This window comes from Niveispirillum sp. BGYR6, assembly GCF_027568365.1.
Taxonomy (GTDB): Bacteria; Pseudomonadota; Alphaproteobacteria; order Azospirillales; family Azospirillaceae; genus Niveispirillum.
In genome coordinates this window covers 156319-182769 of record NZ_JANLNL010000005.1, presented here as the reverse complement: position 1 = coordinate 182769, position 26451 = coordinate 156319, and the positions used below count along the sequence as shown (strand labels likewise).

The 26451-nt window shown below is 65.4% G+C and carries 25 protein-coding genes and 2 tRNA genes; 14 read left to right on the top strand and 13 right to left on the bottom strand.

What is annotated here, in order from left to right:
* Positions 1-127: 127 nt before the first annotated feature.
* Entirely contained in the window at positions 128-1525 is a 1398-nt protein-coding gene (locus tag PCJ49_RS13340) for a nitronate monooxygenase (protein WP_089288849.1), read from the bottom strand.
* Between the two features lie 179 nt (positions 1526-1704).
* Here PCJ49_RS13340 and PCJ49_RS13335 point away from each other — a divergent pair, with 179 nt between their 5' ends.
* Together PCJ49_RS13335 and PCJ49_RS13330 are read left to right on the top strand one after the other, a co-directional pair.
* Positions 1705-2148, top strand: coding sequence for a VOC family protein (locus tag PCJ49_RS13335; protein WP_269911335.1), 444 nt, complete (start codon positions 1705-1707; stop codon positions 2146-2148).
* Positions 2149-2174: 26 nt separating this feature from the next.
* Positions 2175-2972, top strand: coding sequence for an arylamine N-acetyltransferase (locus PCJ49_RS13330; RefSeq protein ID WP_269911334.1), 798 nt, complete (start codon positions 2175-2177; stop codon positions 2970-2972).
* A 151-nt stretch (positions 2973-3123) separates the two neighbouring features.
* Here PCJ49_RS13330 and thpR read toward each other — a convergent pair whose 3' ends face one another.
* The 4 genes from thpR to PCJ49_RS13310 all read right to left on the bottom strand — a co-directional run bounded on the left by thpR (position 3124) and on the right by PCJ49_RS13310 (position 6124).
* Positions 3124-3672: an RNA 2',3'-cyclic phosphodiesterase gene (thpR, locus tag PCJ49_RS13325; RefSeq protein WP_269911333.1), complete on the bottom strand. Its 549-nt coding sequence runs from the start codon at positions 3670-3672 to the stop codon at positions 3124-3126.
* Positions 3673-3695: 23 nt separating this feature from the next.
* The gene (locus PCJ49_RS13320) at positions 3696-4739 is read right to left on the bottom strand and encodes an aldo/keto reductase (protein ID WP_269911332.1); all 1044 of its coding nucleotides are present in this window, start codon (positions 4737-4739) and stop codon (positions 3696-3698) included.
* Between the two features lie 93 nt (positions 4740-4832).
* Positions 4833-5537 carry a ChrR family anti-sigma-E factor gene (locus tag PCJ49_RS13315; protein ID WP_269911331.1) on the bottom strand — a complete coding sequence of 235 codons (705 nt, stop codon included), beginning with the start codon at positions 5535-5537 and terminating at the stop codon, positions 4833-4835.
* Positions 5534-6124: a sigma-70 family RNA polymerase sigma factor gene (locus PCJ49_RS13310; RefSeq protein ID WP_269911330.1), complete on the bottom strand. Its 591-nt coding sequence runs from the start codon at positions 6122-6124 to the stop codon at positions 5534-5536. The genes PCJ49_RS13315 and PCJ49_RS13310 overlap by 4 nt, the downstream gene beginning before the upstream one ends.
* A gap of 222 nt (positions 6125-6346) precedes the next feature.
* Here PCJ49_RS13310 and PCJ49_RS13305 point away from each other — a divergent pair, with 222 nt between their 5' ends.
* The 5 genes from PCJ49_RS13305 to PCJ49_RS13285 all read left to right on the top strand — a co-directional run bounded on the left by PCJ49_RS13305 (position 6347) and on the right by PCJ49_RS13285 (position 11091).
* Positions 6347-6877, top strand: a complete 531-nt coding sequence (locus PCJ49_RS13305) for an invasion associated locus B family protein (RefSeq protein WP_269911329.1) — start codon at positions 6347-6349, stop codon at positions 6875-6877.
* Between the two features lie 161 nt (positions 6878-7038).
* Positions 7039-8424 (top strand): tRNA (N6-isopentenyl adenosine(37)-C2)-methylthiotransferase MiaB, encoded by a 1386-nt coding sequence (miaB, locus tag PCJ49_RS13300; RefSeq protein ID WP_269911328.1) that lies wholly within the window; start codon positions 7039-7041, stop codon positions 8422-8424.
* Positions 8421-9449 carry a PhoH family protein gene (locus PCJ49_RS13295; RefSeq protein WP_244559549.1) on the top strand — a complete coding sequence of 343 codons (1029 nt, stop codon included), beginning with the start codon at positions 8421-8423 and terminating at the stop codon, positions 9447-9449. Before miaB ends, PCJ49_RS13295 begins: the two co-directional genes overlap by 4 nt.
* Positions 9446-10147 carry an rRNA maturation RNase YbeY gene (ybeY, locus tag PCJ49_RS13290; RefSeq protein ID WP_269911327.1) on the top strand — a complete coding sequence of 234 codons (702 nt, stop codon included), beginning with the start codon at positions 9446-9448 and terminating at the stop codon, positions 10145-10147. Before PCJ49_RS13295 ends, ybeY begins: the two co-directional genes overlap by 4 nt.
* Before the next feature lie 8 nt (positions 10148-10155).
* Complete coding sequence (locus tag PCJ49_RS13285; protein ID WP_269911326.1) at positions 10156-11091, top strand: hemolysin family protein; 936 nt, start codon at positions 10156-10158, stop codon at positions 11089-11091.
* A gap of 24 nt (positions 11092-11115) precedes the next feature.
* On the opposite strand, the gene PCJ49_RS13280 is transcribed toward PCJ49_RS13285, so the two are convergent.
* Positions 11116-13110 carry an ATP-binding protein gene (locus tag PCJ49_RS13280; protein WP_269911325.1) on the bottom strand — a complete coding sequence of 665 codons (1995 nt, stop codon included), beginning with the start codon at positions 13108-13110 and terminating at the stop codon, positions 11116-11118.
* A gap of 219 nt (positions 13111-13329) precedes the next feature.
* Between PCJ49_RS13280 and PCJ49_RS13275 the strand changes: the two genes are divergently transcribed.
* The 3 genes from PCJ49_RS13275 (at position 13330) to PCJ49_RS13265 (ending at position 14497) form a co-directional block, all read left to right on the top strand.
* Positions 13330-13405: transfer RNA gene (locus tag PCJ49_RS13275), tRNA-Ile, on the top strand.
* An 88-nt stretch (positions 13406-13493) separates the two neighbouring features.
* Positions 13494-13569 (top strand) — tRNA-Ile (locus PCJ49_RS13270).
* Between the two features lie 142 nt (positions 13570-13711).
* Positions 13712-14497 carry a class III extradiol ring-cleavage dioxygenase gene (locus tag PCJ49_RS13265; protein ID WP_269911324.1) on the top strand — a complete coding sequence of 262 codons (786 nt, stop codon included), beginning with the start codon at positions 13712-13714 and terminating at the stop codon, positions 14495-14497.
* 145 nt (positions 14498-14642) lie between these two features.
* On the opposite strand, the gene mepA is transcribed toward PCJ49_RS13265, so the two are convergent.
* The 3 genes from mepA to PCJ49_RS13250 all read right to left on the bottom strand — a co-directional run bounded on the left by mepA (position 14643) and on the right by PCJ49_RS13250 (position 17954).
* Complete coding sequence (mepA, locus tag PCJ49_RS13260) at positions 14643-15479, bottom strand: penicillin-insensitive murein endopeptidase (protein WP_269911323.1); 837 nt, start codon at positions 15477-15479, stop codon at positions 14643-14645.
* A gap of 25 nt (positions 15480-15504) precedes the next feature.
* Positions 15505-16632: a flavodoxin-dependent (E)-4-hydroxy-3-methylbut-2-enyl-diphosphate synthase gene (gene ispG, locus PCJ49_RS13255; protein ID WP_269911322.1), complete on the bottom strand. Its 1128-nt coding sequence runs from the start codon at positions 16630-16632 to the stop codon at positions 15505-15507.
* A 137-nt stretch (positions 16633-16769) separates the two neighbouring features.
* Entirely contained in the window at positions 16770-17954 is a 1185-nt protein-coding gene (locus PCJ49_RS13250; RefSeq protein WP_269911321.1) for a helix-turn-helix domain-containing protein, read from the bottom strand.
* Between the two features lie 495 nt (positions 17955-18449).
* Between PCJ49_RS13250 and PCJ49_RS13245 the strand changes: the two genes are divergently transcribed.
* Positions 18450-19238 carry a trypsin-like peptidase domain-containing protein gene (locus PCJ49_RS13245; protein WP_269911320.1) on the top strand — a complete coding sequence of 263 codons (789 nt, stop codon included), beginning with the start codon at positions 18450-18452 and terminating at the stop codon, positions 19236-19238.
* A 140-nt stretch (positions 19239-19378) separates the two neighbouring features.
* Positions 19379-19678, top strand: coding sequence for a hypothetical protein (locus PCJ49_RS13240; protein ID WP_269911319.1), 300 nt, complete (start codon positions 19379-19381; stop codon positions 19676-19678).
* 233 nt (positions 19679-19911) lie between these two features.
* Here PCJ49_RS13240 and PCJ49_RS13235 read toward each other — a convergent pair whose 3' ends face one another.
* The 4 genes from PCJ49_RS13235 to ccmA all read right to left on the bottom strand — a co-directional run bounded on the left by PCJ49_RS13235 (position 19912) and on the right by ccmA (position 23566).
* Positions 19912-20547 (bottom strand): polymer-forming cytoskeletal protein, encoded by a 636-nt coding sequence (locus PCJ49_RS13235; RefSeq protein ID WP_269911318.1) that lies wholly within the window; start codon positions 20545-20547, stop codon positions 19912-19914.
* A complete protein-coding gene (locus PCJ49_RS13230; protein ID WP_269911317.1) occupies positions 20531-21961 on the bottom strand; it encodes a M23 family metallopeptidase in 1431 nt (476 codons plus the stop codon). The genes PCJ49_RS13235 and PCJ49_RS13230 overlap by 17 nt, the downstream gene beginning before the upstream one ends.
* 223 nt (positions 21962-22184) lie before the next feature.
* Positions 22185-22850: a heme exporter protein CcmB gene (ccmB, locus tag PCJ49_RS13225; protein ID WP_089288834.1), complete on the bottom strand. Its 666-nt coding sequence runs from the start codon at positions 22848-22850 to the stop codon at positions 22185-22187.
* Positions 22847-23566, bottom strand: coding sequence for a heme ABC exporter ATP-binding protein CcmA (gene ccmA / locus PCJ49_RS13220; protein WP_269911316.1), 720 nt, complete (start codon positions 23564-23566; stop codon positions 22847-22849). Before ccmA ends, ccmB begins: the two co-directional genes overlap by 4 nt.
* A gap of 767 nt (positions 23567-24333) precedes the next feature.
* Here ccmA and PCJ49_RS13215 point away from each other — a divergent pair.
* Together PCJ49_RS13215 and PCJ49_RS13210 are read left to right on the top strand one after the other, a co-directional pair.
* Positions 24334-25461: a type III PLP-dependent enzyme gene (locus PCJ49_RS13215; protein WP_269911315.1), complete on the top strand. Its 1128-nt coding sequence runs from the start codon at positions 24334-24336 to the stop codon at positions 25459-25461.
* 280 nt (positions 25462-25741) lie between these two features.
* A complete protein-coding gene (locus PCJ49_RS13210) occupies positions 25742-26434 on the top strand; it encodes a TorF family putative porin (protein ID WP_269911314.1) in 693 nt (230 codons plus the stop codon).
* The last annotated feature ends 17 nt before the right edge of the window (positions 26435-26451 follow it).

Genomic DNA, 26451 nt, shown 5'->3' with positions numbered 1-26451 from the left:
GCGGGTTGGTATTTTGCGTTCCCTCAGACGCCGGGCGGGCGCATCCGCACCCTTGGCTTGCGCCGCTACCAAGCGGCGGGCCGGCGGTCGCCGGCCTCCAACCCGCCGGAACAGGTCTGGCCAGGCGTCAGTAACCGCTGGCGATGCGGTCGACCAGCTGCTTCACCGTCGGCACGAAGCCGTCCTTGTACCAGGGGTCGCTGGCGAAGCGATAAGCATTGTGGCCAGCGAACATCAGCTGGTTTTCCACATCTTCGGAATGGGAGATGTTCTGCAAGGTCTTCTGAATGCAGAAGGAACGCGGGTCGGCGCGGCGGCCGGTGGTGCCTTCCTCATTCTGCGACCAGTTGGAAAAGGCGCAGGCCGACAGGCAGCCCATGCAATCCACCTGATCCTTCAGGATGCGGCGCGACTCGTCCGGCGTGACGAAGACCAGCGTATTGTCTGGCGTCTTCAGGCCCGTGGTGAAGCCCTGGGACATCCAGCCTTCCGCATGGTCCTTATCGGCCTTGGTGACATAGACCGGGCGGCCACGCGGGCCCAAAGCCAGCTCATCCGTCAGCTCGCCCACCGGTTCCACGGAAAAGGCGATCTGCCGTTCGGAGCGCTGGCGCAGGTTTTCCAGGAACGGGTTGCGCACCGCCGAGGAATAGAAACCGGTCGGGGAGAAGCGGTTCAGGAAGACGTCGCCGGCCTTCAGGGTCAGCAGGCGCTGCTTCCAGGCCTCCGAAATCGGGCTTTCCTGGGTCAGCAGCGGGCGGGTACCGAACTGGAAGGCCACCGGGCCGATTTCCGGATTATCCAGCCAATGTTCCCATTCCGACAGCCACCAGACGCCGCCGGCCATGATGACCGGGGTTTCGGTCAGGCCGAAACTGTTCATCATCTGGCGCAAGGCGGCGACACGCGGATAGGGATCTTCCGGCTTCTGCGGGTCTTCGCTGTTGGACAGGCCATTATGACCGCCGGCCAGCCACGGGTCTTCATAGACCACGCCGCCCAGCAGATTGGGGAACTTGTTGAAGGCGCGCAGCCACAGGGCCCGGAAGGCGCGGGCCGAACTGACGATGGGATAGTAATAGACGCCGAACTTGGCCGCGATCTCCGCCACCTTGTAAGGCATCCCGGCGCCGCAGGTCACGCCATGCACCAGGCCCGGCGCCCCTTCCAGGATGCCATGCAGGATTTCCTCGGCCCCGCCCATTTCCCACAGCACATTGACATGCAACCGGCCTTCGCCGTTGGACATTTCATGCGCGATGCGGGCCTGGGCGATGCCCCCCTGAATGCCATAGGCGATCAGCTCTTCATGCCGGCCGCGCCGGGTCTTGGAATGATAGACCTGATCCAGGATATTGCCATCAGCATCATAGCTGTCGGCATTGACGCCGGAGAAGGTGCCGACACCACCCGCCGCCGCCCAGGCGCCGGAGCTTTGCCCGTTGGAGACGGCAATGCCCTTGCCGCCTTCAACGAGCGGCAGCACTTCCTTGCCGGATATCAGCAGCGGCTTAAGCCCCTTCACCTTGAACCTCCAACCCAACCAAGCATGTTTACCGCTCGCGCCGGCGGGGCCGGTACGATTCCATGGCGTGCATATAGGAAAAGCTATCGCAGCGAAAGGGGCGCTGGCCAGTCTGACGATATTATGCTGACGTAGGGGAAGGTGGCGGGGAGGCCACCCATGCCCAAGGAGGCCCGGCAATGCCCATGGAATTGACCGCCCCCAGCCCGCGCGACGGGCTGGTGACACCCTGCCTGCGCTATCACGACGCCAGGGCGGCCATCGACTGGCTGACCCGTGTGGTCGGCTTTCAACCGCATCTGGTGGTGCCGGGTGCGACGGAGAATGAGATCATCCATTCAGAGCTGGTGCTGGGGGCCGGCATGGTGATGCTGGGATCGGACAAGCAGGACCAGTATGGTTTCCATGCCCCCGGCCCGGACGGGCGCGGCGCTGCCTGCCTGTGCTTCATTATACAGGATGTGGATGGGCTGCTGGCGCGGGTGCGGGCGGCGGGGGTGGAACCGCTGGAAGGCGGCATCACCGAGACCAGCTATGGCAGCCGCGCCTTCACCATCCGCGACCCGGAAGGCCATGTCTGGCATTTCGGCACCTATGACCCCTGGCAGACGCCGGCGACATAAACAAATCCAGCAGGGAAAGCCACCCGATGTTCGATCTTTCCGCCTATCTGGCCCGCATCGGGCTGGACGGCCCGGTTTTGCCCGATCTGGCCGGGCTGCACGCCATCCATACCGGCCATACGGCCAACATCCCGTTTGAGAATCTGGATATCCAGATGGGTCTGCCCATCCGGCTGGAACCGGATGCCATCTGCGCCAAGCTGGTGGGGCAGCGGCGCGGTGGCTATTGCTTTGAACAGAACAGCCTGCTGGCCCTGGCCCTGGCCGCCATCGGCTTTGCCCCCCGCCGCCGGCTGGCGCGGGTGCGCATGGGCGGGGAGCCGGGCGGGCGCAGCCACCTGCTGCTGCTGGTGGCGGTGGAGGGGCAGGATTATATCACCGATGTCGGCTTTGGCGGTTCCTGTCTGGCCGAACCGCTGCCGCTGCGGGTGGGGGAATATGACAGCGGCGGGGAGCGCTGGCGCCTGCGCCAATCCGACTGGTCACCGGGCTGGGAGCTGGAACTGCGGCGCGATGGGGAATGGTCGGGGCTTTATTGGTTCGGCGATGAGGCGGTGGTGGATGCCGATTTGGCCTTCGGCAATCATTTCACCGCCACGCATCCCAGCTCCCGCTTCGTGCAGAACCGCGTCGCATCGCGCACCACCCTGCGGGAACGCCACACGCTGCTGAATGGCCAGTACCGGCGACGGCTGGATGGGTTGCTGGTGGAGGAACGGCAGATCAGCGACGAGCGGGAATTCCGCGCCCTGCTGGCCGAACGGTTTTTCATTGAGCTGCCGGATGGTGCATTGCTGCGCCCGGTGGAGGGGATCGGGGCTTAACTCTTTGCCGTCCACCGCCGCCCGAAAACGTCCCCCAGGCTGCGGCCGGGGGCCAGGTCACAAGGGCTGCGCTCTCCGAAACTGCACCTGGGCCGCAGCCTGGGTGACGATAATGGAGTGCCTTAAAATCAAAAACTTTCGGCACAGCCCCTCAAGGCCGCCAGCCGCCCAGCGGGTAATCCTGCAACGGGTGATATGTCGCCCCCGATGATCCCAGCACGCTTTCATAGAGCGTGAACCGGTCCACCGGGAACGGGCCTTCCCGCAGCAGCCCATGGGTTTCCATATAAAGCCCCAACCGGGCGGTCGGGGTTTCCTTCAGATAGGCCAGGGTGACATGGGGGCTGAATTTGCGCTCCTCCGGCGGCAGCCCGGCGCGGACCAAGGCGGATTCCACCTTGGCCTGCAGGTGCAGCAGCGGGTCGGAAGGGGCCACCCCCGCCCACAGGGCGTGCTGGCGGTGGCCCTGGCCGAAACTGCCGACACCATCCAGCGTCAGCGTGAAATCCGGGGCCACCACCAGATCAAGGGCCCCATCCACATCCTGCGCCCTGCCTTCATCCACCTCCCCGATATAGCGCAGAGTGAGATGGTAGTTTTCAGGTGCTACCCAGCGCGCACCGGGCAGCCCGGCAGCGCGCCGGGCCAGCCCCTCCGCGATGGTTTCCGGCATCGGGATGCCGACAAACAGGCGCAGCATGTGAATGCCCCCAGCCCGGACGATTACAGGCAGGGGTTGGGGTTGGCGGCCTGCACCTGATCCAGTTCCGCCAGCACTTCCGCCGACAGGGTGATCTCACCGGCCCCGATGGCGATGCGCAGCTGGTCGATGCTGGTGGCGCCGATGATGCTGCTGGTGACGAACCGCCGGGTCAGGGTGAAGGCAATGGCCATCTGCGCCGGGTCCAGCCCATGGCGGCGGGCAATATCCAGATAGGCCAGCGTCGCCGCCTCCCCGCGCGGATTATCATAGCGGGAGCCGCGATTATCGATGGAGCGGCGGGAACCGGGCGGTATCGCCCCATTCACATATTTGCCCGTCAGCGTGCCGCCGGCCAGCGGGGAATAGGCCAGCAGCCCGACATCCTCGCGCAGGGCCACTTCGCTCAGGCCCGCTTCGAAACTGCGGTTCAGCAGGCTGTAGGGATTCTGGATGGAAACGACGCGTTCCAGCCCCAGCCGTTCGGCCGCCATGATGAAGCGCATCACGCCCCAAGGCGTCTCATTGGACAGGCCGATATGGCGGACCTTGCCCTGGCGCACCAGATCGGACAGGGCGGCCAGCGTCTCCTCAATCGGCACCTCACCCGGTTCGGCTGCCGGATGTTCCACGCTGCGGCCGAACCGGTCGGCCTTTCGGTCGGGCCAATGCAGCTGGTACAGGTCCAGATAATCGGTGCGCAGCCGTTTCAGGCTGGCCTCGATGGCGGCATTGATATTGGCGCGGTCAGCCCGCGCCTTGCCGCCCCGTATATAGGGAAAGCCGCCATCGGTATTGCCCACCACCTTGCTGGCGAGCACCACATCCTTGCGGCGGCCGGTGCGGGCAAACCAATTGCCGATGATTTCTTCCGTCCGGCCATAGGTTTCCGGCGATGGCGGGGCGGAATACATTTCCGCCGTGTCCCAGAAGGTCAGCCCATGCTCCAGCGCCAGATCCATCTGGGCGAAGCCTTCGGCCTCTGTGTTCTGGCGGCCCCAGGTCATGGTGCCCAGGCAGATTGACGGTACCCGCAGATCGGTGCGGCCCAGCGTGCGATGATCCATCGGCCAATTCCCTGCACGAATGAAATTGCCCCACCATAGGGGCAAGAAGGCCGGTCTTTTAACCTTTATTTTCAGCCGGTGCCGCGATCCCCATCACAGGCGCAGAAATGGATTCAGCAAGCGCAGGAACCGCCCGGTCAGGCGCAGCGGCGCATCTGTCACCGCCAGACAGATACAGTCGCCATCATCATCGGCCACCGGGCGATGATCGATACTGGGGTCGGTGACGGCCAGATCGCCGCGCAGGAAATGCCCGGTCTCATCGGCAAAACCGCCAGCCAGCACCAGGGTCAGTTCATTGCCATGGTGGGTATGGCGCGGCATCCCCATGCCCCCGCGGATACGCATCATCCGCACCCGGCTGCGGCGACGGTCGCCACAGATGATATCCGCCTCTTCCAGGCCGGGAATGGTGCGCGACCAGCCGATACGGTCAATATCGCCGCCAATATAGGATCGCAGCGGTTCCGGCAGCACCGGGGCCGGCCCGGCCGGACGACGCCGTGCCACGGGCAGGGGAATCGGGTCGATATTCGGTTCATCCAGCCGGGCCAGCACGGCATCCAGCGTGCCGGCGCCCAGGGCTGCCGGGGCCAGATCGTCGATCAGGGCACCGCCCACCGCCTCCAGCCGCGTCACCTCCGCCCGGCAGTGGGGACAGAGCGCCAGATGGGTGGCGACCACCAGCGACATGGCCTCATCCAGCCCGCCGGCAGCATAGGCCAGCAGCAGATCCTCTGTCGGATGGTGGGAAGGGGCCATCGCGGCGGCCTGGAAATGATCCAACGGTTCCATCATGCACCTCCGCCCAGATCCGCCGGGTCCAGCGCCTTGCGCAGGCGGGCCAGCGCCAGCCGCAGCCGGGACTTCACCGTCCCCAGCGGCAGGTTGCTTTCCTGCGCGATGGCGCTGTGCGCCTTATCCTGGAAATAGGCCATCTTCAATAATTCCGCCTGTTCGGCCGGCAGTTCCCGGATGGCCCGGTGCAGCCTGACCGACTGTTCCTCGATCATCATCCCTTCATCCGCCGCATTTACCGGGGCCGGCACCAGGGCCGGATCGTCCGGATCAATCTCCGGCCGCCTTTCCTGGCGCAGCCGGTCGATGCGGCGGTTGCGGGCGATGGTGAAAATCCAGGTGCCGGCGGCGGAAAGGGCGGGGTCGAAACTGCCGGCCCGGCGCCAGACCGTCACCATGACATCCTGGACAATCTCCTCCGCCATCCCGGCATCCGCCCCGCCCTTTAACAGGAAGGATTTCAGCCGGGGGGCGAAATGATGAAACAGTTCGACAAAGGCCTGTCGGTCATGTTCCCGCGCGACGCGCAGCAAAAGGCCGTTGGTCCGGTCAATTTCTGCGCTTTGGGCCATGTCGGTGGCGGTCATCCTGTCCATGCGCCGACGCGGAACAACCTTGTCGGTGTCCCGGTCCAGCGGTCCGCGTGGCCACGGACTATAATGGCCGCTTTGTTTCATCACAACGCTGATACGGGTGGACCTATCCGTTGGATCACCGACACACACATTTATTTTTCTGCCTTCGTTTGGCCGCTGATTTCCGTTACACCGGAAGGGCTTCCCGATCCGTCACCCAGGCAGAAAGGTCCGATGCGCGCGGCACGCTGGAAGAAAAGGCTCACCCTGTCCATCCTGGCCCTGCTGACAGCGGGGACCGTCCAGGCGGCGGAACCGCGCCTGCTGGGCAGTTTCCGGGATTGGAACGCCTTCATGCTGCATGAAGCCGCCGGCCCCGTCTGCTGGATGGTCAGCCGGCCCAAGCGGCAGGAGGGGGATTTCACCAAGCGCGGCGACGTCTTCCTGCTGATCATCCACCGCCCGGCGGAAAACAGCCTGGATGTGGTGAATTACATTGCCGGATATCCGTTTGAGGATCGCAGCGAGGCGATGCTGCAGATCGCCGGCAAAAGCTACAAACTGTTTGTAGAGGGGGAAGGCGCCTGGGCCCGCGATGCCGCCCTTGACCGCAGCATCACCCAGGCGCTGCGCAACGGCACGCTGATGACGGCGCGCGGCACCAGCGCGCGCGGCAGCCGCATCACCGACACCTTCAGCCTGGCCGGCGCCACCGCCGCCTATCAGGCCATCAACGCCGCCTGCGGGGTGCCGGAAGGGCGGTGAGGGGTGCATCTGCATCCCACCCACCCCCTCTGCACAGAAGCAGCCTTATTGACTAAGACACCAGCTTGCCTATTTTGGGCGGGTTAAGGGGCGGGTAGTGTATCCGAACCCATGGTGCATCTTTTGCCGGAAGGCCCCGTCGGCAAGGGCGGGGGGCGTTGTTGAAGAAGAAGCTGTTCATCAAGACCTATGGCTGCCAGATGAACGTCTATGACAGCGACCGCATGGTCGATGTCCTGGCACCCCTGGGGTATGAGCCGACCGACACGCCCGAAGGCGCGGACATGGTCATCCTCAACACCTGCCATATCCGCGAAAAGGCATCGGAAAAGGTTTATTCCGAACTGGGCCGCCTGCGCCTGATGCAGAATGATAAGGCCGCCGAGGGTGGGCGCATGGTGCTGGCCGTGGCCGGCTGTGTCGCCCAGGCCGAAGGCGCTGAGATCATGATGCGCGCCCCGCATGTGGACATGGTGTTCGGCCCCCAGACCTATCACCAACTGCCGGAAATGGTAACGCGCGCCGTGCGCGGGGCCGGCGGGGTGGTGAATACCGATTTCCCGGTGGAAAGCAAATTCGACCTGTTGCCGGAAGAAGGCTCCCGCCAGCACGGGCCCGCCGCCTTCCTGTCGGTGCAGGAAGGCTGTGACAAGTTCTGCACCTTCTGTGTGGTGCCCTATACGCGCGGGTCGGAATATAGCCGCCCGGTCGCCCAGGTGCTAGCCGAAGCGCGGCGCATGGTGGCCGGTGGCACGGTGGAAATCACCCTGCTGGGCCAGAACGTCAACGCCTTCCATGGCGAGGGGCCGGATGGCAAGGTCTGGGGTCTGGGCCGGCTGATCCGGGCGCTGGCGGAAATCGACGGGCTGGCCCGCATCCGCTATACCACCAGCCACCCGCGCGACATGGATGACGATCTGATCGATGCCCATGGCAGCGTGCCGCAATTGATGCCCTTCCTGCACCTGCCGGTGCAATCGGGCAGCGACCGCATTCTGGCGGCGATGAACCGCAAGCACACATCCGATGATTATCGCCGCCTGATTGACCGGCTGCGCAGCCGCCAGCCCGATCTGGCTTTGTCATCGGATTTCATCACCGGTTTCCCTGGTGAAACGGATCAGGATTTCGCCGACACGCTGCGCCTGATCAACGATGTTGGTTTCGCCCAGGCCTATAGTTTCAAATATTCCGCCCGCCCGGGCACGCCCGCCGCCTCCATGGGGGATCGGCAGGTGGAAGAGGCGGTGAAGGATGACCGGCTGCAGGCGGTGCAGCAATTGCTGAACGCCCAGCAGGTGGCCTTCAACCAGTCGCTGGTGGCCCGCACCATCGGTGTTCTGTTCGACCGGGTGGGCAAGCTGGAGGGGCAGTTGCTGGGCCGCAGCCCCTTCATGCAGTCGGTCCATGCCTTTGCACCGGCCCATCTGATGGGCCGCATCGTCGATGTGTGCATCCATGGCGCCCATGCCAACAGCCTGGCCGGCGATCTGGCCGACCCGATCCCGCAACACGCCGCCCCGGTTGCGGCGGAGGCGGTGGCTTGAGCGCCCAGACCTCCGCCCCGGTGGTGACAGGGCATGGCGATGGCCGGATCGAACTGGCCTTTGGCGATAACCGTCTGCTGCCCCTGCTGTTTGGGGAGCATGAGCAATATCTGGCCCGCGTCGAACGCCAGTTGGCTGTCAAGCTGGTGACGCGCGGCAATGTGCTGACCATCGCTGGTAATCAGCAGGGCATGGATGCGGCACGCACCGTCTTCCTGGCCCTGTGGGAGCGGCTGCGCGCCGGCCTGCCCGTCGGCCCGGCAGAGGTGGATGCCGCCGCCCGCATGGCGATCAGCGCCGATCTGCCGTCTGCCGGCCAGGGGCTGGCACAGCTCTCTGACCCCAACGGGGCCATCCGCACCAAGCGCCGGGTCATCACCCCGCGCAGCGCCACCCAGGCCCGTTACCTGGAGGCGCTGAACGAGAATGAACTGGTGTTCGGCCTGGGCCCCGCCGGTACCGGCAAGACCTATCTGGCGGTCGCCCAGGCGGTCAGCCTGCTGCTGCAGGGCAAGGTGGACCGCATCGTTCTGTCCCGCCCGGCGGTGGAGGCGGGCGAGCGGCTGGGCTTCCTGCCCGGTGACATGAAGGACAAGGTCGACCCGTATTTGCGTCCGCTGTACGACGCGCTGAACGACATGCTGCCACCCGATCAGGTGGCCAAGCGTATCGAAACCGGCGTGATTGAGGTGGCCCCGCTCGCCTTCATGCGCGGCCGCACACTGGCCCATGCTTTCGTCATTCTGGACGAGGCGCAGAACACCACGCCCATGCAGATGAAAATGTTCCTGACCCGCATGGGGGAGGGCAGCCGCATGGTGGTGACGGGCGACGTCACCCAGATCGACCTGCCATCCGGCACCAAATCCGGCCTGAAGGAAGCGCTGAGCATCCTGAAAGGGGTGGAAGGCGTGTCGTTCGTGGAATTCAGCGACCAGGATGTCGTGCGCCACCCGCTGGTCGGCCGCATCGTGCGCGCCTATGATGCCGCGGCCCGTGCCAGCAAACCGGACAACCCGCAATGAGCAATGCTTCCCCCCCGCCCCCCGATGCCAGCGCCGACCGCGTGGAAATTCTGATCAGCATCGAGGAGCCGCGCTGGGAAGACCGGATCAGCGATATTGAGGGCCTGTGCCAGCGGGCGGCCCATGCCGCCCTGGTGGCTGCGCTCACCGCCGAACCCGGCCTGTTGCCCGAGGGACCAGCAGAAATGTCGCTGGTGCTGGCCGATGATGACACGGTGCATGAGCTGAACCGCACCTATCGCGGCAAGGACAAGCCGACCAATGTGCTGTCCTTCGCGCTGCACGCCGATGGCGACGATGGCAGCGACGGCGATGATGATTTCGCCGATGATGACTATGAAGACGACCCGGACGGGGACGATGATGGCCAGGAAGAGGGGGAGGATGATGATTTCCTGTCGCCCGGCCCGGCGGTTCCTGTATTGTTGGGCGATGTGATCCTGGCGTTCGAAACTGTGGAGCGCGAGGCGCGGGAACAGAACAAGGCGTTTGCCGACCATCTGACCCACCTCGTCACCCATGGCGTGCTGCATCTGCTGGGCTATGACCATATTGAGGATGGCGAGGCCGAACAGATGGAACGGCTGGAAACGCAGATACTTTCAGGGTTCGGCATTGCCGATCCCTATGCCGGCGGCGGTCACGCCCCGGATGATGATGATCCTGGCGACGCCGGGACCACCCAAGCAACCCACTGATAAAGAAGATGGCCGACCTTAGCGACAGTCGATCGCCCCGCGAGGACGGGGCCGAAGAACAACCCTCCTTCAGCCAGCAGCTGCGCGGCTGGTTGCGCTCCATTCTGGGGGTGCGCGGCGGCGATACGCTGCGCGGCACCATCGAGGAGCTGATTGAGGAGACGGGCGATACCGAGCCTTCCATGGCGGAAGGCGAACGCGCCCTGCTTGCCAATATCCTGAAGCTGCGGCACCGCAAGGTGATGGATGCCATGGTGCCACGCGCCGACATTGTCGGCGTGCCGCTGGATATTTCCCTGCCCGACCTGATCCGGCGCTTTTCCGACGAAGCCCATAGCCGGATGCCGGTCTATCGGGAGGAATTGGACGATGTGGTCGGCATGGTCCATATCAAGGATGTGCTGGCCTGTGTCGCCGTCGGCAAACCGTTCGAGCTGCAGGCCATCACCCGCGACGTGCTGATCGTCACCCCCAACATGCCGGTGCTGGACCTGCTGCTGAAAATGCGCCAGGCCCGCCAGCATCTGGCCCTGGTGGTGGATGAGTTTGGCGGCATTGACGGTCTGATCTCCATCGAGGATCTGGTGGAAGAGATCGTCGGCGAGATCGAGGACGAGCATGACGAGGCGGAACAGAAACGCCTGGTCCCCCGCCCCGACGGCACTTTGCTGGTGGATGCCCGCATCCCGGTGGAAGAGTTCGAGGAGCAGCTGGGCCGCTTCTTCGATGCTGACGAACTGGTGGATGTCGATACGCTGGGCGGGCTGGTCTTCTCCATGGCGGGTCGTGTGCCCTTGCCAGGGGAAACCTTCCAGCACGATTCCGGGCTGGTGTTCGAGATTGTTGAGGCCGACCCGCGCCGCATCAAGCTGCTGAAGGTGCGCAACCTCAGCGTTCCCGAGTCGGAAACCGGGGAAGCGACGCCCCTGTCGAAAAGCGCCTGAGCCCCAGTCCCTGTGGCGGGGGGATTATTCCACCCCCAGCGCGGCCAGCCGCCGGGTTTCGGCCGGATCGGCCGACAGGGGGACGGTGAAGCTGGCAATGGTGCCCCGGCCCGGCTCACTTTCCAGGCGCAGTTCCCCGCCATGGCGCAGGGCCAGATCGCGCACCAGGGTCAGGCCCAGGCCGGTACCGGTTTCGCCCTGGGTGCCGGGGCGGCTGGCACCGGGGCCGGCGCGCAGCAGCTGTTGCAGCTGCGATGGCTCCATGCCGATGCCCTTGTCGGTCACGGCAATTTCCAGCCGGTCCCCCTGCGCGCGGGAGGTGACATGCACCACCCCGCCCGGATGGCTGAATTTCACGGCATTCATCAACAGGTTGCGCAGGATGGCCAGCGCCATGGTGCGGTCGGCCAGCACCCAGCGGTCGCCGACCGCATCCAGAACCTGGATATCCTTGGCCAGGGCGGCGGAGGCGACATCGCGCACCGCATCGCCCACCACGTCACGCACGGGGAAAACCATAGGGGCAAAGGGCGTGCCCGACATCTGCACCCGTGACCATTGCAGCAGATTTTCCAGCAGATCGAATACCTTGCGCGCCATCTCATGCACGGTGCGGGCGAAATCGGCCGTATCTTCCGCTGACATGCGCGGGGCATGGTCGGCCAGTTCCTGGGTCATGCCCAGCATACTGTTGAACGGCCCGCGCAGATCGTGGGAGACCAGGGAGAAGAAGCGCGTCTTTTCCCGGTTCAGGAAATCCAGTTCATCATGGGCGGCGCGTAGATCGGTCAAGGCGCGCTCTGCGGCGGCGCGGGCATTGCGCTCGGCCTGCACCGCCTGATCGCGCACCTTCAGCGCTCGCTGCATCAGCCGGCGGACAATGAACAGCAGCACCAGCAGCGAGGCGACGAAGCCCAGCACCGAAATCACCACATCCTGCATGGCCACCAGCAACAGGCTGAAAGGCGGGGTGACGTAAACCATGTGCCAGGGCGCGGATTTCAGCGCCGCACTGACGGTGAAGGGCTGGTTGAAACCATGCAGTGGCCCCCCGCCGGCCAGCCGTTCCAGGCCCCCCGGCAGCACATCATCCAGCAAGGCGGGTGCCGGTCCGTCCTGGCTGCTGGCGATGATATGGCCATTGCCATCCACCAGCAGCATGGCGGCATCGGTCCTGATCACCGATCCCAGCTTTTCCCGGATGCCGGCCAGCGGTACATCCAGGGTGAAACTGCCGAGAAACCGCCCTTCCAGGGTCAGCGGCAGGGACAGGGTGACCATCCTGTCCGGCTGATCGGGGGCGGACAGGGTCCAGACCGGGCCGCCCTGCGGGTTCAGCGCCGGGCCGGCATGGCGAAAGGCCGGGGTGGTGGCCAATTGCAGCAGCAGGTCCGTTTCATCACTGCGCACCCAGGGGTGCAGCGCCACCATGCCAGCGCGGGAGATATAGAGCAGGCGCCGCACCTCCGGCACCACTTTCTGGGTCACGGCCATCAGCGGCAGCAGCTGTACCATCATCGCCGCTTCCTGCCGCCAAGCGCCGGGATCGGCGCGGGAAATTTCCGGCTGCTGGGCGGCATCATCGGCCGACAGGGCGATCAGATTGCCGATCTGGCTGGTCAGATAGGGCGGGGGCAGCCGATCCAGGGAATAGGGCAAAGCCGGGTCATTGCCGGGATTGCTGGCCAGAAAGGCGGTCAGCAGGCTGCCCTGCGGCATCTCTGCCGGGGCCGGATATTCGGCATAGAAAAGTTCGGCGCGCTGCCGCAAGGCCTCCAGATGGCCCTGGGCGGCCTGCATCTGCACATCAATGGCACTGGCCCGCAGACGGATCTGGTTGGCCAGCACCGATTCCAGCGCGTGGATGCGGCCATCAATCTGCCACCAGAGCAGCACAGCGCCCAGCAGCGCGCCCAAGCCCAAGGCGGCGATCAGCACCCGGTCCAGATGGGCCAGCCCCTGGGCGGCGGCCCGCCATATATGCCCGGCCTTGCCCGGTTCCGCTCCGTGATCGTCCATTCCGATTCCCGTCGCCTGCCCCTGGCGCCTGCGTTCCATCTTGCCGCTGATCTTCTTTACCATCATGGGTTGGGGGCGGCAATCTGGGGGGCTTGTCCTGATTGTGCAGTGCGATCCGTCACCCCCTGCCCTGGATGCAGGGGGCCCATGCAATCGGCTGTCTGCTGAAATAGACTTGACACGTGGCCTCCATATCTCTATCACCGCGCTCCACGAGAGGGGCGCGTAGCTCAGGGGTTAGAGCACTCGCCTGATAAGCGAGAGGTCGGTGGTTCGATTCCACCCGCGCCCACCATCCCCCTCTCCGGTGCTGCGAAAGCCGGCCACCTGCCGGCTTTTTTCGTTTTCGGCAGCATCTTTTCCCCCGCTGCATCAGCGGAAGGGGGCGCGTAGCTCAGGGGTTAGAGCACTCGCCTGATAAGCGAGAGGTCGGTGGTTCGATTCCACCCGCGCCCACCATTCCCTCCCCCCCAAAAAAAATCAAACACAGTCATTTGGCCTGTTCTTGCGGCCATCCCTGTGATGACCGTCAGTGCTTTGCCCTGCTTGCCTGTGGCAGTCTGGCCGGATCAATGATCCAGCCAAGGGGCCCGTGCTTTCCATGTCCAGCCTGCCAGCCATTTTCATTTCCCACGGTTCGCCCATGCTGGCGCTGGAACCTGATGCCCCGGCCCATCATTTCCTGCGTCGTCTGGGGGAACTGTTCCCGCGCCCGCAGGCCATCCTGGCCATCTCCGCCCATTGGGAGACGCCGGAACCGGCCCTGTCATTGGCAGAGCGGCCGGAGACCATTCATGATTTCCGGGGCTTTCCCCCCGCCTTGTTCGCCATGCGCTATCCGGCCCCCGGCGCGCCGGCCCTGGCGCACCGTGCCGGGGAATTGCTGGCCCAGGCCGGCATCCGCGCCCTTGGCAGTGCCGACCGGGGGCTGGATCATGGCGCCTGGACACCCCTGACCCTGGCCTTTCCGGACGCCGATATCCCGGTGACGCAGCTTTCCGTGCAGCCGGATCGGGATGCCGGCTGGCACGCCCGCATCGGGGCCGCACTGCGCCCGCTGCGCGATGAAGGGGTGCTGATCCTGGGGTCGGGCAGCTTCACCCATAATCTGATGGAAATGCGCTATCAGGCCCCCGATGCGCCGGTGCCGGACTGGGTCAACCAGTTTGCCGACTGGATGCGCGGCGCGTTGCTGGAGGGCCGCCAGGATGCCGCCCTGGACTGGCTGCGCCAGGCACCGGAGGCGCGGCGCAACCACCCGACGACAGAACATCTGCTGCCGCTGTTCGTGGCCATGGGGGTGGGCACGCCTGGCGCCCCGGCCCGGCTGCTGCACAGCAGCACCGACCGGGTCATCCTGGCAATGGATGCCTTTGCCTTTGATTAACAAGGGGCATGGGACATGACCCTTGAAGGCCGGCGACCGCCGGCTCAGCGCCCCCACGGGCGCGTAAGCCAAGCTGCTGGAGGCAGCGCCCGGCAATTGAGGGAGCATACGAATCCCAGGAGCCATGGATCATGGCTCCTTGGGATCAAGGTTCCGCGTAAAGCGCCAGACAGGCGGCGGGCGGTGGTGGTGGGGCCTTGGGCGGGGGCGGCGGCTTGGGGTTGGGCTTGGGTGGTTCAAACCAGCTCATCAGTTCCGCCCCGCAGCCATCGCCGGGCGGCGGCGGTTCCTGCCCCTCGCACTGGCTGGCCCCGGCGGGGCAGGACAGGCGGACATGGAAATGCGCCGCATGGCCGAACCAGGGGCGCAGCTTGGCCAGCCAGGCCCGGTCGCCTGCCGTCTGCTGGCAAAGGGCCAGCTTGATGGCCGGATTGACGAAGATGCGCGACACACGGGTATCTTCGGCCGCCAGTTGCAGCAGCCTGGCCTGGGCCGGGCCGAAACGGGCCGGGTCCACCCGCTGGGCCTTGGCATTCACCATGCTGGCGAAATCCTCCCGCTCCCGTTCCGGGGCGGGCAGTTCGGGCAAATCCAGCACGAACCAGATATCAGCATCCAGCCCCATCTGGTGGCTGGCATGGCCGGTGGGCATCCGCCCGCCGCGCACCATGCCCAGATCGCCGATGGCCAGCCGGCCCAGCTTTTCCGCACTGGCCTTGCCCGTCAGATCATGCAGATAGGCCAGCAGGTCCGGGTGGCCCCAGTTGCGGCGGCGGGACAGGTTCATCACCTGATATCCCGCCCCTTCCGCTGGCAATTCCGCCGCCCCCCGGATGCAGCCATTGGCATAGCTGCCGATGGGATCGGGTTCACCCTTGCCCGGCGTGCGCAGGCTTTGCGGGGTGGGGGGATCAGCGGCCAGGGCACCCGGCACCGCCAACAGCAGGAAACCAGCCAGGGCCAGGGCCCATTTTTTGCGCAAAGCCACCTCCCCTCACGCCCCGTATTTATTCCGCCGCCGGTTTCGCGGCTTCGATCTCCGCCACCTTGGCTTCGACCAGCCCGACCAGATGGTCGACAATGCCCTGGTCCTTCAGCCGATGGGCCGAGACACCGCCCAGATAGATCTGATGGGTATTCTTGCCGCCACCGGTCAGGCCGATATCGGTCATGGTGGCCTCCCCCGGCCCATTCACCACACAGCCAATGACGGAGACGGTCAGCGGCGTGGTGATGTGGGACAGCCGTTCCTCCAGCACCTCCACCGTCTTGATCACGTCGAACTGCTGGCGCGCACAGGACGGGCAGGAAATGACGGTCACACCCCGGCGGCGCAGGCCCAGGCTTTTCAGCATCTCATAGCCGACCTTCACCTCTTCCACCGGATCGGCGGAGAGCGAGACGCGGATGGTGTCGCCGATGCCCGACCAGAGCAACATGCCCAGCCCAATGGAGCTTTTCACCGTTCCGGCGCGCAGGCCCCCGGCCTCCGTGATGCCGATATGCAGCGGATAGTCACAGGCATCGGCCAGCCCCTGATAGGCGGCAACCGCCATGAAGACGTCCGATGCCTTCACCGAAATCTTGAATTCGCGGAAATCATGATCTTCCAGGATTTTCGCGTGGGTCAGGGCACTTTCCACCAGCGCGTCGGGGCAGGGCTCCCCAAAGCGCTCCAGCAATTCGCGCTCCAGGCTGCCGGCATTGACGCCGATGCGCATGGAACAGCCATGATCCTTGGCCGCCTGCACCACCTCGCGCACCCGCTCATGGCTGCCGATATTGCCGGGATTGATGCGCAGGCAGGCGGCCCCCGCCTCTGCCGCCTCAATCGCGCGGCGGTAATGGAAATGGATGTCGGCCACGATGGGCACGCGGGCGGCGGCGACAATTTCTTTCAGCGCCGCCGTGCTTTCCTCATCCGGGCAGGAAACGCGGACGATATCGGCCCCCGCCTCCTCCGCCCGGCGGATCTGTTCGATCGTGGCCTTGGCATCGGCAGTGACCGTGTTGGTCATGGTCTGCACGGTGATGGGCGAATCGCCACCCACCGGCACCGACCCGACATGGATCAGGCGGGACTTGCGGCGCAGAATCTGGCGCCAGGGGCGGTGATGGCTGTGATCGGCGGTCATGGCGATGGGCGTCCGGGCCGTGGCTGCATGAAGGGAAAGTTACTGCTGAAAATCGGCCATCGGCCGGGCAAAAACAAGGGGCGGCACCGGTATGCCCGGTCCGCCCCCTCTCAGACAGGCTTCCGCCGCTTCGCGGTTCAGCGTCCGGTCAACGCGTCGGGCGTAAGGGGCACCCCGCGCATCACCTGCGACTTGGCGCCCAGCGGGGCCAGATCGCGCCCGTCCAGCGTGACCAGCAGCCCGCCGGCATTGCCGGTATTCAAGATCAGCCCCGGCACGTCGGGGGCGCGGAACAGGTCACCGCGGCGCAGCACGCGCGAGGCCCAGAGCGTGCCCTTGCCGTCCTTCACCTCAATCCAGCTGTCCTCCAGCGCGCGGATGGTAACGCGCACATTGCCTTCCGCCAGACCATAGACCCGGCCGCTGGGCGGCACATCGTTGGTGACCGCCGGTTTGGGTGCCGGGGTGGCCCCGGCGGACGGGGCCGCATCGGTGGTGACCACCGGTTCTGATTCCGGCACGGCCGGATCAGCGGGCGGCGGCGGGGTCATGCCCTGGCCCAGATCGGGCAGCTGCGGCACCTCGCTCTCCTCCTCCCCCATCGGGCCGGCGGGGCTGGTGTCGGTGGCGGGCATCCCGGCATCAGCGGCGGTACCGGCCGGGTTGGCCGGCGGCAGGGCCGGGCCGGGGGCTGCACCGCTGGCCCCGATTTCAGGCGCGGTGGGGCTGGAGGCGCCGACCAGCGCTTCCACCTGCCCCGCGCTCATCTGCGTGGTGGTGGGTGGCGGCGGTGGCGGGGTGGGCAATTGTTCCCCATAGATCAGCTTGGACAGACGTTCCGGCAGTTCCGGCACCAGATCGCCCACCGATCGGTCGGACGCCGACAGCGCATACCAGCCCCCATAGACCAGCAGGCCCAACAGGGCCGCAATCAGCATCACCGCCCCACCCGGCACGCGATTTTCATTCACCGGTACGGGGAAATAGAGTTCCTGGACCTGATCCTGGCCGGCCGAGTCCTGCTTGAAACGCTGCAAAATGGCGCCGGCATCCAGCCCCACCGTCTGGGCATAGGTGCGCAGGAAGCCCACCGTATAGGCCTGACCGGGCAGGTCGCCCCAGCGCCCCTCTTCAATCGCTTCCAGGTAATGCTGGCGGATGCGCAGGCCCGCCGCCAGCTCCGGCAGCCCATAGCCCAGCGCCTCGCGTTGCTGGCGCAGCCATTCGCCGACATGGCGCGGGCCGGCGACCGGCTGCGGTTCCGCCGCAGCAGCCCCCGCCATGTCGCGCATATCCTGTGATCGCCCGTGATGATCCGCCATGGCTCCCCTGCCGGTTTGGCCCCAGCCCCTCCGATGCCGGCACCGGTCCCGGTGACGGGCGGTGTCGGAATGATCTGCCTCTCTCTTAACAACCCCATCCCTGCGGCGCAACAAGGGTACCGGGGGATCGGGGGTGTGACAATTGCGGGCAGCACACGATTGTACACCTCGCCAACGCATGGGGGTGCGGCATCAGGGCCGACTGGTGGTGCGCCAGGAACATCATTATAAAGGCGTGGAACGTGATGTCTGGGTGCCGAAGGCAGGTGTCGCCCCATCATGCTTGTTCGACCGCTGGTGCGGCGGGGTTACTGGAACGGCAAACCGTCCCCCCGATGCCGGACCACCAGCGGGGTTCGATCCATGGATAATGTTTGCGATGTACGTGATTTACATGGCCCTCGGGCTGCTGATCGGCCTGCCGTTCGCCGGCATTTTCTATTACGCCATCTGGATGGTGCTGACCGGCGATCCGGGTGGTCCCGACCACCGGCTTTGACGGGCGGCGGGCGGCGTCGCTGTTTTCCGGGGCTGGCTTTCCTGGCGGCGCTGCTGCTGCTGTTCAGCCCCTTTCCCGCCCTGGCGGGGGTGGGCGATGTGCCGCCGCTGCGGGCCCCCGGCGTGGCGGCGGATGATGCGCGGCGCATCGTTGATATCAACACCCCGCCCTGGGACGCCGTGGCGCGGGTTCAGACCAATATCGGCAGCCGCTGCACCGGCACCCTGGTGGCGCCCCGGCTGGTGCTAACGGCGGCGCATTGCCTTTATAATCACCGCACCCGCCAGCTGTTGCAGCCGGTTTCCCTGCATGTGCTGTTCGGCTACGCGCTGGGGGAGTATCGCACCCATCTGACGGTGGAATCGCTGCAGGTGGGGGCCGGCTATGACGGCACCAAACCAGGGGCCAGCCTGGGGCGTGACTGGGCCTTGCTGCGCCTGTCCGGCGATGCCGGCGTGCGGCCGCTGCCCTGGCAGGGCACGGCACCGATGGCGGGGCAGACGGTGGCGGTGGCCGGTTTCAGCCAGGATCGCACGCATCTGTTGATGGTGGACCGCGATTGCCCCCTGCGGAACCTGCAGGAAACCGATGCCGGCCGGCTGCTGATCCATGGCTGTTCGGCCAGCCGGGGCACCAGCGGCGGGCCGGTGCTGCAGCAGGAAGGCGGCGTCTGGCGGGTGGTCGGCCTGAACATCGCTGCCGGTGCCGGCGGCAATATCGGCCTGTGGCATCCCGCCATCCAGGGTGCCATCACGGGCCGATCCAGCCCCGCAGCGGCACCCTAATCCCTTTGGGTTACTCAGTAAAAGACGGGCATGTCCCCGTCCGATCACAGCTTCCCGACGTTTGTTTGTGGCAGGGTTTCGGCTCGAACCCCATGCGTCCGTCATTTTGGCGGCGTTCCACAGAATATAGGGAAAAGCAGATGCGTCGTTCCATCGCCGCCGCGCTCGCGGTCCTTCTCGCCGCCGGCAGTGCCTTGCCGGCGCTGGCGCAGAGCAACTCCACGCCGGCCCCCGCTGAAGGGGCCCAGGCCACTGGCAGTGCCGCCGGGGCCGGTGCCGCCGGTGTCGCCAGCGGCACCCTGACTACCGCCGCGGTTGTCGGCGCCGTTGCGGCCGCCGGCATCATCGCCGTCGCCGCCTCGGGTGGGGATGATGATGAGCCGAACGGCAGCACCCCGCCGGCCACCAGTACCAGCACGGCCACCAGCACGGCCCGCTGATCCACTCCAACTTCAAATGTCACGGCTTGCCGCTGCTGAAACCCTCGCCCCTGGCGGGGGTTTTTGCTGTGGCCCACTGCCAGCGCCTATCCCGGCACCCGCTCAAGAAGACGGGCCCCGCCACTGGTGGGGCAGATAATCAAGAACATGCCCCTTGTTGGCCAACGATCACGGGCCCGTGACCGCGTAAGCGCCCGGCGACTGAACGTAAAGTCCCCCTCCACCGGTCACGATCAAGAGAGATTGATAAGAGGCTGGTCAGGCCGAACCTGTTCGTTGGTAGGGGGAGCTGTCTCCGGTTCCGTCTTCTCGGCCGGGGCTGCGGCCACGGGGTCGGTCACGGTCGACTCGACAGGTTCCAGAGCGGGGGGAACGTCATCGGTGACCGGTGGCGGTTCTGCCTCAACCCCGGCTTCGCCCTTCGTCTCCACCGGGGCGGCCAGCATCCGGGGGGCGGCATCGGCGCCGCGCCGGCGGACCGCGCCTTCAAAGCTGGCACCGGGGGCGATTTCCAGCATGGTCTGTATGACATCGCCACTGACGCTGGACCCGTTCAGCAGGAACACCTCGTCGGCATTGATCTCCCCCTGCACCCGGCCATGGATACGCACGGTGGCGGCGAAGATATGGCCCTGTACGCTGCCGGTGGCGCCGATGATCAGCCGGGCGCAGCGCACATCCCCGCGGATGCTGCCTTCCACATGCACTTCGCCCGGCGTGTCCAGATCGCCGGTGATCACCATGTCGCGGCTGATGATGGAAGGCATGGCCTTCTTTTCCGCCCCGGTCTGGCTGCTGCCATTGCTGCCGGATGGGCCATTGCCGGGGCGGGCACCGGCCTCGATGCGTTCCTTAACCTTCGCAAACATGCCGGCTTTTCTCCATGAAACGCAGGGGATCCACGGGTTTGCCTTCCAGCAGAACCTCGTAATGCAGATGCGGGCCGGAGCTGCGGCCGCTATTGCCCAGGGTGCCGATCTGGCTGCCGGGGTCCAGAATGTCGCCTTGCTTCACCAGCACCTTGCCCAGATGGGCATAACGGGTATGGACGGCGAAACCATGGTCCACCTCCACCATGCGGCCATAGCCTTCATCGAAGGTGACGGCCACCACCTTGCCGGCGGCCGGCAGGGTGACGGGGGAGCCCTCGCGGGCCACCAGATCCAGGCCGGTATGGGTGGCCCATTCATTGGTGAAGGGGTCGCGCCGGCTGCTGAAACCGCTGGAGGTATAGAAATTATCCACCGGCGGGGTCAGGGGCAGGTAATTGCTCAGGGAGCGTAATTTGGCCTGACGGTCCAGGCTGGCCTCCAGCTGCTGCAGGGCGGCCACCGCTTCCGGCGGCAGTGCCGCTTCCGGCAGGGCGGGCAGGCCGACCAGCGGGCCACCGCTGGCGGCTGGCTGGTCGGCCATGGCGGACAGAACCTTATCCAGATTGATGCCGGTGCCCTTCAGCTCGCTTTCCAGCATCCCGACGCGCAACTGGGCATGGCCGTTCAGGCGGGACAGCAAGGCCACCTGACCGGCCGCCACGGCCGACATGCGCTGTTCGGCGGCGGCCAGCCGCACGCCCATGGCGTCACGCTCCGCCTTGGCGGACTCTGCTTCGCCATAGCGGCGCAGGGCGTCGGCCTGCGCCTCTGCCAGGGCGCGGGACAGGCCGCTGCTGGCCAGCAGCAGGGTGGGCAGATTGCCTTCTTCCTGCGACAGCCCGCCGATGGACAGTTCCAGTGCGGCGGCGGCCGCCTGGGCGCGGCGGGTGGCAAATTCCTGGCTGGCCTCTGTGATGGCGGCCAGCGATTGTTCGGCAGCGCTGAGATGGCTGCCGCCCTCCTCCCCCTTGATGCGCAGGGGGGCCAGTTCGGCGCGCGCCGCCAGCAGCACCTGGCGCAGCGGCTTACCGCCTGGCTGCTCCGCCTCCGCCAGGGCATTGAAGGCGGCATCGATGCGGGTGCGGGCCTCCTGCTCTTCCGCCAGGGCGGTGTTCAGGGCATTGCGGGCATTGTCCAGCTCCTCCGCCATGCGGGAAAGCTGGTCGCGGCTTTCGGCCAGCTGGCGGGCCAGGGTATCGGCACCCTGCTCCACATTGGCGATGTCTTTCCGGCTGTGATCCAGGCTGACACTGACACCGATCCAGCCGCCCAGGGCGGCGACCATGCCCAGCAGGGCCAGACCGACATAAAGCGCCGGGCGCAGGCGCTGGCGGGGACCGATGGTGACGGAACGGACGTGATCGTCATCAACAATGATGACCTGTTCGCTGCGTGTGAAGAAACCCAGCAAATCACCCCCCCGTCAGCATTTGGCCGGGCCTGTTGTGCCATGGCCGGTAAAGCCATGGCGGCCCTTTGATTCCAGACCCCGTCATCGCTGAACCTGTTGAGATGATCTCACCGCAATCAGGTTTGGTGGCGGTTCCGGCCGGGAAATCGACCTTATGGGAACCCTGCCTTTCGGGCAAGCCGTAATGGGGGGTGTTATATCCCAAAGATATAGGCTGGGGCCGTTAATCCAGGGCCGTGCGTAGGGCGGCGGCCACGGCGAAGGGGGCCAGTGTGGCCGCCCCAGCCAGCAAACCGCCCAGCAACAGCAGATGCGGCCGGGCGCTGTGGCCCATCAGGGCGGCATCGATGGCGGCAGCGGCGAAGATCAGCGCGGGGATGTATAGCGGCATCACCAGCAGCGGCAGCAGCACGCCCCCGCGCCGCGCCCCCAGCGTCAGCGCTGCCCCCACCCCGCCGATCAGGCTGAGCAACGGCGTGGTGATGGCAAGCGCCAGCAGCAGAATGGGAAAACCCTCGGCCGGCAGGTTGAGGAACAGGGCCAGCAGGGGGGAGGCCAGGATCAGCGGCAGGCCGGTCACCAGCCAATGGGCCGCCAGCTTGGCCACCGCCACCGCCTCCAGCCCCGGCGGGGACAGTGCCAGCAGTTCCAGGCTGCCATCTTCATGATCGGCCTGGAACAGCCGGTCCAGCGACAGCAGGGAGGCCAGCAGGGCCGCCACCAGAATGACGCCCGGCGCGATGCGGGCCAGGATGCCCGGCTCCGGCCCGATGCCGAAGGGGAACATCACCACGCACAGCACGAAGAACAGCACGGCCATGGCGGCATCGGCCCCCTGGCGCAGGGCCAACCGCAATTCCCGGCGCAGCAGATGCCAGATCGCCTTCATGCCGCTTCCCCATCGGCTGCTTCATCATCGGCATCGTCCGCATCGGCGCTGAACCGGGAGACGTCCAGCACCTGGGCGCCCGGCAGATCGATGGCGCTGTGGGTGGACAGCACCACCATGCCGCCATCCCCCCGGTGCCGCGCCATCAGGGCGGCCAGCCGCGCCACCGAGTCGCGGTCCAGGGCGGTGGCCGGTTCATCCAGCAACCACAGGGGCGCATGGGCCGCCGGGGCCAGGGCCAGCCGGGCCAGATTGACCCGCTTCTTCTGCCCGGCCGACAGGTAGCGGCCGGGCATATCGGCGATGTGCGACAGCTCCACCTGGGCCAGGGCGGCCTGCGCCCGGACCGTGGCATTGGGCAGCCCGTCCAGCCCGGCCCAGACGCAGAGATTTTCCAGCGCCGTCAGGGCCGGTTTCACCGCATCCTGGTGGCCGGCATAGCGCAGCCGGGCGCGGTGCGCCTCCATATCCTCGGCAATCGGGCTGTTCTGCCAGAAAAGCCCGCCGGCAAAGGGGCGCGACAGCCCGGCCAGCAGGCGCAGCAGGCTGGATTTGCCGCTGCCATTATGGCCGACCAGCAGCAGCGCTCCGCCGGCGGCCAGGCTGAATTCCAGCTGGGTGAAAACCAGCCGGGCCCCGCGCAGACAGGTGAGCGCACGCGCTTCCAGCAAGGCGCCCGGTGAAGCGGCGGCAGTGGGGGAAGGGGCGGCACGCACGATGATCGGTCACTCCGGCAGCGGGGTCGGGGCCGCACGATGCCAGAAAGGGCGGGGCGGATGCCAGGAAATCCGCCAAAGAAAACGGCCACCGCGGGGGCATCTGCGGTGGCCGAGAATATCACCGGTTCGGGGCAGAACCGGTTTTGACAAGGGCTGATCCGCTGAGGGGGGCACCTGGGGGCGGCCGAGACGGGGTGTCTCAAAACGCATCGGCATTTCCCAGAACCTGAGCTGATCGGCCCGTGAGATAAAAATGGGCGGCGAAAGTGGCGAAATTTTGATTTGAATCGCCTGCGCCCCTGATCTGCAGAATTTAATCGAACCGACACAAAAAAGCGCTTTATCCTCACGGGCTTCGGCCCTATATAGCGCGCATTCGCAGCGCACGTGCCTATGGCCCCCACACCCGTCGCCGCCTGCTTTCAAGGATGAAAGCACATAAAGGTGGATGACGGAGCCGTCGACCCGGTGGGGTTATGCAACGACGTAACGCGTATCCTCGTCCGTCCCTTAAGCAAGGCGGCGAATTGGAGGCTACGATGGTACTTGTTGTTGTCGGTGGGCCCGCCGTGCCTGCCCTTCTCCGTCTTTTCAGTCAGCTCCCGGCCTATGGCGTGCGGGGCATTGCTGGTTCTGTGACCAGTATCTGACCCGCTTGGGCCGGCCGTTGCGGCACGCTTGAGCGGAACCGGACCCGGGATGGGTCCGGCTATACTGTCTTTTCCACCCGACATCATCCAATTTGCTTGGCCTCGGAGTCCGCGATGACCGAGAAGATCGCCCGTTTCTTTGCCGAACAGTCCCCCGCCACCCCCTGCCTGGTGGTGGATCTCGACGTCGTGCATGACAATTATGCCAAGCTGGCCGGCGCCATGCCGGACGCGCGGATTTTCTATGCCGTGAAGGCCAATCCGGCCCCGGAAATCCTGCGCCTGCTGGCGCAGTCCGGTTCCTGCTTTGACACGGCATCGGTGCCGGAAATCCAGTATTGCCTGGAGGCCGGCGCCTCGGCCGACCGCATCTCCTTCGGCAATACCATCAAGAAGGCAGCCGATATCCGCACGGCCCATGAACTGGGTGTCAATCTCTTCGCCTTTGACAGCATCGAAGAGCTGGAAAAGATCGCCGACCATGCGCCGGGGGCGCGCGTCTTCTGCCGCATCCTGACCTCGGGTGAAGGGGCTGACTGGCCGCTGTCGCGCAAGTTCGGCTGTGAACCCGCCATGGCCAAGGAACTGCTGCTGCAGGCAGCGACCATGAATGTCGTGCCCTATGGCGTGTCCTTCCATGTCGGCAGCCAGCAGCGCGACCTGCGCCAGTGGGATATCGCGCTTTCCACCTGTGCGGAGATTTTCCGCGCCTGTGAGGAAAAGGGTGTGGCCCTGAAGATGGTCAATATGGGCGGCGGCTTTCCCACCCGTTATCTGAAGGATGTGCCGACCAGCCAGGCCTATGGCGAGGCGATCAATGAGAGCCTGCGTCGCCATTTCGGCAACCGCATCCCGGAAACCATCATCGAGCCGGGGCGCGGCATGGTGGGCAATGCCGGCATCATCCAATCTGAAGTGGTGCTGATCTCCCGCAAATCGGCCAATGACGACAAGCGCTGGGTCTATCTGGATATCGGCAAGTTCGGCGGTCTGGCAGAGACGATGGACGAGGCCATCAAGTATCCGATCCAGACCGAGCGCGATGGCCCGGCCGCCCCGGTGATCCTGGCCGGCCCCACCTGCGACAGCGCCGATGTGCTCTATGAAAAGGCGGAATATCACCTGCCGGACAGCCTGAAGATCGGCGACAAGGTGACCATTCTGGCCACCGGCGCCTATACCACCACCTATAGTGCGGTGAATTTCAACGGTTTCTCACCGCTGAAGGCTTACTACATCTGATCCGGGCCTTATACCCGATCTGGTTACCCGCACAGGCCGCCCCACAAGGCGGCCTGTGCTTTTATGTGCAAACGTTCATAATTTAGGCAGGTTTGGCGCAACTGCGTATTTATTTTGCAACAGTCGGCGGGATTGTTGCACAGCAATATAACGGTATCTGGCCGTTCAGTGAACAAACCTACATATTTCGGTTGTCTGGGTCTGGCCTCCGGCAAACTGGCATCGCTTTTGCTGTTGTGCGGACGGACCCTAAACATAATGCCTCATAATGGAGTGGTTCATGCGTTTCTCCCGGTTGCTCGCCTCCACGGCCGTTGTTGCCCTGATGTTCGCCGGCGCGTCCGCGGCCCAGGCTGAATCCCCGTTCACCTTCACCGGTTCCGCCGCCATCACCTCTGATTACGTGTTCCGTGGCGTCAGCCAGACGCAGGAAGATCCTGCCTTCCAGGCCGGCCTGACCGTCAACCATGAAAGCGGCTTCTTCGTTGGCGCCTGGGGCTCCAATGTCGATTTCGGCACCGATGCCGATGTCGAGCTGGACGTGTTCGGTGGCTATACCAACACGGTGGATAACCTGACCTATACGGTTACTGCCCTCTACTACACCTATCCGGGTGCGGACAGCGATCTGAAGTATAATTACTTCGAGGCGGGCCTGGATCTGGCCTATGCCATCGACAAGCTGACCCTGACCGGCAAGGTCTATTACTCGCCGAAATTCTTCGGCACGGCGGGCGGCAATGCCTGGTACCTGTCGCCGGGCTTCAGCTTTGCTGTGACCGACATGATCTCGATCAACAGCGCCATCGGCTTCAATGAGCTGGAAAACGGCACCGATTACAAGGATTGGAGCGCCGGTGTGGCCCTGAAGTTCGCGCCGTTCACTGTTGATCTGAAGTATATCGACACCGACGTGAAGGGCGACAAGAACGCCGATTCGCGTTTTGTGGCGTCCCTGACCTACGCCTTCTGATCGGGCGTCGCTTACAC